Below are 4,320 nucleotides of genomic sequence, written 5' to 3'. Positions count from 1 at the left end.
CTCGTCCCGATGCCGACCGCCTCGGTCACGTCCTTGATCCGCGTGCGCTCGAAGCCGAACCGCTCGAACAGCTCCCGGCCCGCCGCGACCAGCTCCCCGCGGATCCGCTCGCGCTCCGCGTCGGAGAACCCGCTCATCGCTCGCCTCCGCTCCCGTCTCCCCCGGCCGGTCGATGCGCGCTCATACCACCGCTAGGAATCCAAAAACAAAGACGTTATTGATTCGTGGATTCACGGACAAGCATGAAACGCGCGACGGCGACGCCCTGCCCGGCTCGACGCGATCGGCCGCGGCAGCGCCGCGACGCCGGCTCGACGCCGGATCCGGTCCGTCCGGCCCCCGCCGCGGGGCCCCGGGACGCCGCCGCGACGTTCGATTCAGCATGAGACGCAACACAGTCCTCGTCGCGGTCGTCGTACTGGCGCTGGTAACGAGCGGCACGGCCGGGTTCGCCGCGGGAACGGGGTCGACGACCGACGGGGGGGCGGCGTCGGTCGACGCGGCCGCGGTCGGGGCCCAGGCCGACGGCGGAGCGGCCCTCCAGACCGAGGGCGGGCTCGTCCGCGGCTCCCCCGACCTGAGCGTGACGACCGCGACCACGACCGTCACGCCGGGACGGACGAACGAGCTCACCCTCCAGGTCTCGAACGACGGCGACATGGACCTCGGGACGGCGCAGACCCGCGACATCGTCACCACCGCGCGCAACGTGCGCGTGACCGCCGACGCCGACGACACCCCCCTCGACGTCGAGACCGGCACCCTCGCGATCGGCTCGGTCACCGAGGACCGGCCCGGCGAGGCGCCGATCGCGGTGAACGTGCCCGAGGACGTGGAACAGGGGACCTACGAGGTCGACGTCGAGCTGGAGTACTCGTACACCTACCAGCAGTCGGGCGGCGTCACCATCGACCGCGAGGAGACCGTCGACGCCGAGGTCGAGGTCGAGATCTCCGAGGACGCCCGCTTCCGGGTCGTGAACGCGACCACCGACGCGAACGTCGGCGGCGAGGGGACCCTCGAGGCGGAGATCGAGAACGTCGGCGCGGACGTCGCCCGCGACGCGACCGTCGCCCTCGAGTCGTCGAGCGGGGGGCTCGCGTTCGGCGAGCGCGCCAGCGACGCGGCCCGGATCGACGAGCTCGCCCCCGGCGAGACCGCGACCGTGCGCTACGACGTCGGCTTCGCGCCGGGCGCGCCCGTCCGGGAGTACGGGCTCAGCGGCAGCGTCCGGTTCGAAACGAGCGACGGGCTCCAGCGCGTCGACGAGAGCGTCTCCGCCGGCGTGACCCCGGGCGCGGAACAGCGGTTCTCGGTGACGGACGTCGACTCCGACCTGTACGTCGGCGAGGAGGGCGACGTCACCGCCACCGTGACGAACGAGGGGCCGGAGGAGGCCCGCAACGTGGTGATCCAGTTCGCCGAGGAGTCCCAGAACGTGATCCCGATCGAGCGAAGCGTCGCGGTCGGGACGCTCGGGCCGGGCGAGTCCGGCGAGTTCCGGCTCCCGATCGAGATCGGCGGCGAGGCGAAGGCGGTCGACCGCACGGCCGACATCGCGGTCCGGTACCGGAACGCGGACCTCGAGGCGCGGGCGTACGAGGACCTCGAGCTACTCTACGAGGTGCGGCCGGAGCGCGACCAGTTCCTGCTGGAGGTGGACGACCGCGAGATCGAGACCGGCGAGGGGCGCTCGCTCGAGGTGACGGTGACGAACAACCTCGACGAGCCCGTCACCGACGTTGAGGCGCGGCTGTTCGCGGACGACCCCCTCGACAGCGGCGACGACGAGGGGTTCGTCGACGAGCTCGGTCCGGGCGAGTCGACGACGCTGACGTTCGACCTGGAGGCGACGGGCTCGGCCGCGACGAAGACGTACCCGGTCTCGTTCGACTTCCGGTACGACGACGCGAACGGGAACAGCCAGCTGTCGGACACGACGCGGATCCCGATCACCGTCGTCGAGAGCGAGGGCGGGTTCCCGCTCGGGCTCGCCCTCGGCGTGCTCCTCGTCGTGATCGCGCTCGGAGCCGGCGTCTACGCGTTTCAGAGGACGTAGATGAACCGAGCCGGCCGGTGGGTCGAAGCGCAGGTCAGTCGGCTCAACGAGCTGATCGTGACGCGACCGCGCGTGGTCGTCGCGCTGTTCCTCGTCGCGACCGCCGTCTTCGCGGGCGGGATGACCGCCGTCGAGACGCAGACCGACGCGACGGAGGGGTTCGCCGAGGACCTGCCCGAACAGGAGGCGCTCGACGCGATCGAGACCGAGTTCGAGGACCCGTTCGCGACGGAGACGGCGAGCACGCAGCTGATCCACGACGGGACGAACGTCTTGGACCGCGAAGAGCTGCTCACGATGCTCCGGCTGCTGGAGCGGATAGACGAGCGCGAGGACCTCCGGGTGGAGTCGGCGAACGGACCGGCGACGCTGGTCGCGGGGGCGCTCGACCCGACGGCCGACACCCCGACCGCCCAGCGTCGGGCCGTGCAGTCCGCGAGCGACACGGAGATCCGCCGGGCCGTCCGCCGGCTGTCGGAGGACCAGCGCTTCGCCGCGGTCGTCTCCGACGACTTCAACCCGAACGACGCGTCGGCGTCGACGACCGTCACCGTGGTCACCCACGACGTCCCGCCGGGCGCCGACGACCTCGAGGGGATCCAGACCGACGTCCAGACGCTCGCCCAAGACGAACCGGCCGACGTCCGCGTGTTCGGCAGCGGCATCATCAACGCCGAGACGGGGAGCATCATCGCCGACTCGCTGCTCATCGTGATGCCCATCGTCGTGCTCCTGCTGTTGGGGTTCCTCGCGGTCGCGTACCGCGACCCGATCGACTTAGCGCTCGGGCTGTTTTCGCTCCTGATGACGCTCGTCTGGACGTTCGGGTTCCTCGGGTTCACGGGGATCCCGTTCGACCAACAGCAGATCGCGGTCCCCGTGTTGCTGTTGGCGGTCGGCGTCGACTTCGGGATCCACTTCATAAACCGCTACCGGGAGGAGACGGTGAAGGGGTACGACGCGCTCCAGGCGATGCGGATCGCCGCGAACCAGCTGGCGATCGCCTTCGTCATCGTCACCGTGACGGCGGTGTTCGGCTTCGGCGCCAACGTCGCGTCCGACCTCGACCCGATCCGGAACCTCGGGCTCGTCTCGGCGGTCGGGATCACCTTCACCTTCCTGATCTTCGGGCTGTTCCTCCCGGCGGCGAAGCTGGAGCTGGACCGGCTCCGCGAGCGCTACGGCGTCCCGGAGTTCGGCTCGACCCCGATCGCCTCGGAGGGCTCCGCCCTCGGACGACTGCTCTCCGGCTCGGTGAGCGTGGGCCAACGCGCGCCGGCGCTGTTCGTCGTCGTCCTGCTCGTCGCTTCGGCGGGGCTGGGCGCGTACGGCGCCGGCGTCGACACCACGTTCGAGCAGGAGGACTTCCTCCCGCCCGAGGAGGAGCCGGGGTACGTCGAGTACATCCCCGAGCCGTTCGCGCCCGGCGAGTACACCGTCACGTCGACGCTGGGCCTGCTCGAGGACAACTTCGAGGCGAGCCAGGACGCGTCCCTGACGATCTTCGTCGAGGGGCCCTTCGAGGCGGATCACGCGTTGCAGGCGCTCGACGCCCCCAGCGACGACCCCCCCGGAACGCTCGCGGTCGGCGACGGGGGGCAGGCCGAGACGACCAGCATCGTGACCGTGATCCGATCGCACGCGCGGTCGGACCCGGAGTTCGCGGCGCTCGTCGAACGCAACGACAGGGACGGCGACGGGATCCCCGACCGCAACCTCGACCGGATCTACGACGAGCTGGCGGACTCGCCGGCGGGACCGCGGGCATCCCAGTACCTCACCGACGACCGCCGCGGCGCCCAGGTCGAGTACACCGTCGAGAGCGGCGCGACGCAGGGGGAGATCGCCGCGGACGGGGCCGAACAGGCGAGCCGGTTCCGCTACGCGGCGACCGCGACCGGCCAGATCGTGATCTTCGACGCGATCACGGCGATCATCTTCGAGTCGGCGATTCAGGGGCTCTTCCTCGCGGTGGTGCTGACCGGCGTCTTCCTCGTCGTGACCTACGGCGTCCTCGAGGGGAGGCCCCTCCTCGGGATCGTGAACGTGTTCCCGATCACCGTCGCCGTCGCCTCGCTGGTCGGCACGATGCGGCTGTTCGGGCTGCCGCTCAACGCCCTGACGGCGACGATCCTCTCGATCGCGATCGGGATCGGGATCGCCTACTCGGTCCACATCACCGCCCGCTTCATCGACGAGTACAACGAGGGCGGCGACGCCGCCGCCGCGCTCCGAACGACCCTGACCGGGACCGGCGGCGC

General features: G+C 71.0%; 2 protein-coding genes. Both read left to right on the top strand.

Annotated elements, in window-relative coordinates; translation table 11 throughout:
* The first annotated feature begins 382 nt into the window (after positions 1 to 382).
* The gene (locus R6U01_RS13345; RefSeq protein ID WP_410286949.1) at positions 383 to 2,059 is read left to right on the top strand and encodes a COG1361 S-layer family protein; all 1,677 of its coding nucleotides are present in this window, start codon (positions 383 to 385) and stop codon (positions 2,057 to 2,059) included.
* A partial coding sequence (locus tag R6U01_RS13340) for an efflux RND transporter permease subunit (RefSeq protein ID WP_410286948.1) occupies positions 2,060 to 4,320 on the top strand: 2,261 nt, incomplete at its 3' end. It lies immediately after the preceding gene.

This window comes from Halorubrum sp., from assembly GCF_046498025.1.
Lineage (GTDB): Archaea > Halobacteriota > Halobacteria > Halobacteriales > Haloferacaceae > Halorubrum.
This window is presented reverse-complemented; position numbering and strand designations above follow the sequence as displayed.

Excerpts from the sequence above, each read along its gene's own strand:
- R6U01_RS13345 (WP_410286949.1), top strand. The coding sequence starts at position 383 with ATGAGACGCAACACAGTCCTCGTCGCGGTCGTCGTACTGGCGCTGGTA.